Source organism: Nesterenkonia sp. PF2B19, from assembly GCF_001758425.2.
GTDB classification, from domain to species: Bacteria; Actinomycetota; Actinomycetes; order Actinomycetales; family Micrococcaceae; genus Nesterenkonia; species Nesterenkonia aethiopica.
This window is the reverse complement of the sequence record NZ_MDSS02000100.1, coordinates 1-5550: the sequence shown is the minus strand read 5'-3', so window position 1 is coordinate 5550 and position 5550 is coordinate 1. Positions and strand designations below refer to the sequence as shown.

Annotated in this window: 7 protein-coding genes; all 7 read right to left on the bottom strand. The window is 71.2% G+C overall.

What is annotated here, in order from left to right; genetic code table 11:
* Positions 1 to 80 precede the first annotated feature (80 nt).
* Entirely contained in the window at positions 81 to 869 is a 789-nt protein-coding gene (locus BCY76_RS16845; protein ID WP_070158973.1) for a DUF4097 family beta strand repeat-containing protein, read from the bottom strand.
* Positions 866 to 1531 (bottom strand): response regulator transcription factor, encoded by a 666-nt coding sequence (locus BCY76_RS16840; protein ID WP_070158972.1) that lies wholly within the window; start codon positions 1529 to 1531, stop codon positions 866 to 868. Before BCY76_RS16840 ends, BCY76_RS16845 begins: the two co-directional genes overlap by 4 nt.
* A complete protein-coding gene (locus tag BCY76_RS16835) occupies positions 1522 to 1797 on the bottom strand; it encodes a sensor histidine kinase (RefSeq protein ID WP_139827867.1) in 276 nt (91 codons plus the stop codon). Before BCY76_RS16835 ends, BCY76_RS16840 begins: the two co-directional genes overlap by 10 nt.
* Positions 1794 to 2849: a sensor histidine kinase gene (locus BCY76_RS16830; protein ID WP_170922743.1), complete on the bottom strand. Its 1056-nt coding sequence runs from the start codon at positions 2847 to 2849 to the stop codon at positions 1794 to 1796. The genes BCY76_RS16835 and BCY76_RS16830 overlap by 4 nt, the downstream gene beginning before the upstream one ends.
* A gap of 103 nt (positions 2850 to 2952) precedes the next feature.
* Positions 2953 to 3402 (bottom strand): thiamine pyrophosphate-dependent enzyme, encoded by a 450-nt coding sequence (locus BCY76_RS19715; protein ID WP_237090250.1) that lies wholly within the window; start codon positions 3400 to 3402, stop codon positions 2953 to 2955.
* The gene (locus BCY76_RS16825) at positions 3309 to 4643 is read right to left on the bottom strand and encodes a thiamine pyrophosphate-binding protein (protein WP_237090249.1); all 1335 of its coding nucleotides are present in this window, start codon (positions 4641 to 4643) and stop codon (positions 3309 to 3311) included. Before BCY76_RS16825 ends, BCY76_RS19715 begins: the two co-directional genes overlap by 94 nt.
* A 208-nt stretch (positions 4644 to 4851) precedes the next feature.
* Positions 4852 to 5154 carry a hypothetical protein gene (locus BCY76_RS16820; protein WP_070158970.1) on the bottom strand — a complete coding sequence of 101 codons (303 nt, stop codon included), beginning with the start codon at positions 5152 to 5154 and terminating at the stop codon, positions 4852 to 4854.
* Positions 5155 to 5550: the final 396 nt, after the last annotated feature.

The following is a 5550-nucleotide window of genomic DNA, read 5'->3' as shown; positions in this document are numbered from 1 at the left end:
CCGGCGCCGCGGAGCTCGGCTCTGCGGACACCGGGCCCGCCGTCGTCGTCGTGCGCAGGCTCCGGGGCTCCGAGCCGTGGTCAGTCCCGCTCCCACGGCGTCGGCGGCGCGCTGGTGACGGTGATGTCGCCGTCTCCGGTGTGCAGGGCGATCCGGCAGGACACCTCGGCGTCATCCTCCCGGTCGGCTGCGCCCTCTCCGAGGTCGACGTCGACCTCCCCTGACGCCTCGGTCTCCACCGTGCACCGCCGCGGATCCTCCTGGGCCGGCAGGGTGATGCTGATGTCCCCGCGACCGGTGCGGACCTCCAGGGACGCCGGCAGTGCGGTGTGGGTCAGATCCACCTCCCCCTCCCCGGCACGCACGGAGATCTCCTCTCCGCTGAGGGAGCTTCCCGAGACGTCGGCGCGGAACGTTCGGACGTCGACGTCGCCCTGGACGCTGTAGTACATGCCGTCGGCAGAAGCGACGTGGAGGTTCGACCCACGGGGCAGCAGGAGTTCCTGATCGGCAAGGGTCCCGCAGTCCTGTCCGCAGCGTGTCGTCACCGCGGTGGCGCCGTCGAGCTGGGTGACCTCGGTGAAAGGGTCTCCGGGCACCCGGTAGAGGTTCTCTGTCAGCTCCATGCCGTCACGGTCCTGCCCGGAGAACGTCATCTGCAGCGCCTCGCCGGTGTACCAGATCGCATCCTGCGGATCACCGAGAGTGCGTTGGATCTGCTCCGGCTCGCGGCCGCCGGCCAGCCAGGTCATCTGGAGGATCGCCGCCAGAGACGGGTTCACACAGGCGGCCAGCACCACCGCGGTGAGGACCGCGCCGATCCCGCCCCACAGCCTGCGCGGCCATGGCCGGTCGGTCGTCGAGCTCATGAGGGTCCGCTCTCCGCGCCGGAGGACAGGTACGTCAGCACAGCCAGGACCCGTCGGTTGTCAGTGCTCGCCGGCGGGATGTCCAGCGTGGAGAAGATGGCGTTGATGTGCTTGGACACCGCCGAGTCGCTCAGGTGCAGCGTGGCGGCGATCCCGGCGTTGGAGCGCCCCTCGGCCATGAGTCCGAGCACCTCCCGTTCACGGCGGGTCAGCAGGTCGATGCCGTCGCGCCCGGCCCGGCGGGTCAGCAGCTGGGAGACCACCTCCGGGTCCAGGATCGTGCCGCCGTCGGCCACGGTGTGCACCGTCCGCAGGAACTCGTCGACGTCGGCCACCCGGTCCTTCAGCAGGTAGGCGACGCCGCGGGTCTCCCCGGTGAGCAGATCCACCGCATAGCGCTCCTCCACGTACTGGGACAGCACCACCACCGCCAGAGCGGGGTCCTCCCGGCGCAGCTGCAGAGCGGCCCGGATGCCTTCATCGGTGTGGGTGGGCGGCATGCGCACATCCACGATCACCAGATCGGGCCGGTGCGCGGCCACGGCTTCCAGCAGGGCGTGGGCGTCCCCGACGGCGGCCGCGACGTCGATGCCGTCGTGGGTCAGCAGGCGCACCAGCCCTTCCCGCAGCAGCACCGAGTCCTCCGCGATGATCACCCGCATGGCAGCACCGCCGTCACCGTGGTTCCGCCGCCCTGAGGACTGCGGATCTCCAGTCGTCCGTTGACCGCATTGACGCGGCGGCGCAGCCCGGTCAGCCCTGTGCCGGACTCCGGATCCGCACCCCCGGCGCCGTCGTCTTCGACTGCGACCCGCAGCTCGTCCCCCTCACGGAGGATGGTGATCTGCCCCCGGCCCGCTGCGGCGTGGCGCATCGCGTTGTTCAGGGCCTCGGCCACGACGAAGTACGCCACGGCCTCGACGCTCACGGCCGGGCGCGGAGCGACGTCGACCTCCACGGCGACGGGGAAGGGCGCGCGATCGGCCAGCCGGAGACGGCGGCGTCGAGCCCGCGGTCCTCCAGCACCGCCGGGTGCAGCCCGCGCACCAGATCCCGGATCTCCTGCAGGGCCGAGGTCACCTCGCCCTGGGCGCGGACGAGCGTCTCGCGCAGCTCCTCGGGGTCTTCGGCATGGATGCGGCGAGAGAGGCCCAGGTCCACGGCGAGCGCGGTCAGCCGCTGCTGGGCGCCGTCGTGGAGGTTGCGTTCGATCCGGCGTCGTTCGGCATCGGCGGCGTCCACTGCGTCGGAGCGTGCCTGATCGGCACGTCGGATGCGGGCCTGCAGCTGGGCGGCCTCGTCGGTGCCGTAGAAGGTGCGCAGCAGGCGCCGATCCAGCTCGCTCAGGCCATGGATGATCCACGGGGAGGCGATCAGCGTGGCCGCGGCCAGCAGTCCGAGCAGCAGGCCGGCCATATCGCCGAAGAGGGTGGAGCGCGAGAGCAGCCGGTCCCCGGTGAGGGCCAGAAGCAGGAGCACCGTCGCCGTCACCGTGGAGAGCACCGCGACGACGGCCAGCAGGCTGGAGACGACGGCACCGCCCAGGGACCGGCCGAGCATGCCCGGCTTGGTCCGGTCGTTCTTCCGGATGATCAGGCAGCGCCACCAGGGCAGACCGTCTGGGGTCGGCGGCGGATTCAGCGTCTCCCCCAGCAGGTGGGTGGCTCGAGAGACCTGGAGCTGATCCGCGATGCGCGCCGCCGCCGGGAGGGCCACGACCATGACCGTGACGGTGGCCACTACGCGAGCCGCCAGGGGCCGCCAGTCGATGCCGCCCAGGAGGCCGGGGTCGGCCGCTCCGGGGCTGGAGGCCAGGGACCGCCACAGCAGCAGGAACACCGTCATCGGCAGCATCCAGACCAGCCACCCGGTGGTCAGGGAGATCAGCTCCGTGACCATCCGCTCCAGCCGAGCCCGCAGGCTGAGCCGGACGCCGTCGTCGGGCGCCGCGCTGGCCTGGGGCTGCGGTGTCGTCGTCATCATCTTCGAGCCTAAGCGGCCTGGGCGGGGACGGCGAGCCGGGCAGCTGCCCGGTCCTGGTGCAGAAAACTGCACCCGGACCGGGCATCATGGCGGGCCAGAGTCAGCGCTTCAGGGCGTTGGCCACGTCCTCCAGCAGCTGCGGGATGTCGTCACGGTGCGTCACGGCCTCGATGAACACCAGCTTGTCGCGGTTCTCCATGGCGTCCTGGCAGGCCTGCAGCAGCTCGGCCTCGGTGGTGGCCCTGCGGAAGAGGTGGTCCTCCTCCGCGGCGCCGAAGAGCTGCGGCACCAGCTCCCACCGCCAGGGGGCGATGTCGTTGTAGACCTCATCGGGGCCGTGGATGGCGCGCTCCACGGTGTAGCCGTCGTTGTTGACCAGCACGATCACAGCCGGCAGCTTCTCCCGGATGATCACGCCCATCTCCTGGATGGTCAGCTGGGCGGAGCCGTCGCCGATCAGGAGCATGGGCCGGCGGCTGCGGTCGGCCAGGCCTGCCCCGAGGATGGCAGGCAGGGTGTACCCGATGGAGCCCCACATGGGCTGGCCGATGAAGGTGGACTTCGCCGGGAACCGGTGGGTGGCCATGCCGAAGTAGCTGGTGCCCTGGTCGGCGGCCACGATGTTCTCCGACTCCAGCTGGGAGGCCAGGATCTCCCACATTCCGTTCTGGGTGAGCGGGCCCTCGGCCGGGTGGCGCGGGGCCTCCGGCTCGGGCGCCTGCGCGGCGGGCATGGGGACGACGTCGTCGAGGTCGGCCACCACCCGGTGCACCACGGCGAGCGCCCGCTCCAGGGAGATGGGGGTGAACAGCTCGTCACCGACGCGGGCGCGAAGCGGGTGACGTCGATCATCCGGGCGGGGTCCAGGTCCATGGAGAACCCGGCAGTGGTGTTGTCGGTGTACTCCACGCCGAGGGTGATCAGCGCTTCGGCACCTTCGATGACGTCGCGGACACGGTCCTGGGAGGCAGCGCCGGCGTAGATGCCCACGAAGTTCTCATCCGACTCGTCCACCAGGGTCTTGCCCCAGGCCAGCGTGGCGAAGGGCAGGTCGGTGTCCCCCAGGAAGCTGGCGAGCTCCTCGGTGGCGCCGAGGCGGTGGACCAGCAGGTCAGCGAGCACGGCGGTGCGGCGACCGGGCAGGAACCGACGCAGGGCCTCCTCGAAGGCAGCCTCCGCCCCGGGCGTGGTCACCGGCAGGTCGGTGGTCAGCGGTTCGGTGGGCGGAAAGGCAGGGACCTCGGCGACGTCGGCGGCCAGCATGAGGTAGCCGGGGCGGCGGCGGAAGACGACGTCGCGCAGCACCCGGTCGATCTCCCAGGTGGCGGTGGCGGCGTCGAGGTCCGCGTGCGCGCAGGTCACCTCCTCGGCCATGCGGAGGAAGTGCTTGAAGTCGCCGTCACCCAGCGAGTGGTGGATCTTCCGGCCCGAGGCCTGGGTCTCCTTGGGCGGGGCGCCGACGATCTGGACCACCGGCACGGACTCCGCGTAGGACCCGGCCAGGGCGTTGATGGCGGAGAGCTCGCCGACCCCGTAGGTGGTCAGGAAGGCGCCGATGCCGCGGATGCGGGCGTAGCCGTCGGCGGTGTAGCCGGCGTTGAGCTCATTGGCGGAGCCCACCCAGCGGATGGTCTCGTGGGCGACCACGTGGTCGAGGAACCTGAGGTTGAAGTCGCCGGGGACGCCGAAGAGCTCGGTGAGGCCCAGTTCGGCGAGACGGTCGAGCAGGTAGTCCCCGATCGTGTAGCCGGGCGGTGTGGGGACGTTCGGGGTGGACCGGGTGTCGGGCATGGGGTTCGCCTTCCGTGAGGGGCGGCGCGCCTTGTGGGCGGCCGCAGATCGGTGGTGGTGAGGGCGCCCCGGATCACGGGGCGCGTTCCTTCCCTGTACGGAAACGTTAGGCGACAGACCCGTGTCTCAGGGAATCGGCCCGCTCAGCACCAGGGCGAGGGGCCCGACGTGAGGCGGTGTGCCCCTCCGCAGTGGACCGCCGGTCGCCTCAGGCGGCGCCTGCCTGACGCCGTTCCCGCTCCGCCAGACCCCAGGCGGCCACGCCGCCGGCTGCGGCCATGACCAGGCGAGGAGCGGGGACGTGAGCCTTTCGCAGAGCCGACTCGAGGGCCGTGTCGGACCACAGGCTGATCCGCATGACACCGTAGGTGGCGGCCCCACAGAGGAGGCCGAGGCCCAGACGAGCCGGCAGGGGCGCGGCGCCTTCGCCCGAACCCTCGTCACCCCCGTCTTCAATGGGGTCACCAGCGGGTTCATCAGCGGAGTCCCCGGTCTCCTGATCCAGGTCCACGCCGGCGGCGCGGGGCGGCCTGCTGGACCCGATCGGGGGCGAATCCGGCGGCGGCGACGAGCAGGGTCGGGGCCCAGACGAGCGTGCCACGCAGCCAGCGTGGATAGCGACGGACGGGCACGAGTCCGCTCACTCCAGTGAGCACTCCTTGGCCCGCCGGACTGCGGCAGATCTCCAGCAGCGGGGATGAGGTCCTGGACGAGGTCCTGGTCGGCGCGTGGGTCGTCATGGCTTCGACGCTACGCGGCCGGCATCGGCGCCGTCATCATCCTCAGGACGGACCCTGAAGACAGCTGCGGGTTATAGGCCAAAATGTGTGTACAGCGCGGCCGGGGATCGTTGATATAGCGGGGATGTAGGGGCCTGCACATGCTTTGAAAGCATGTGGGGTGACTC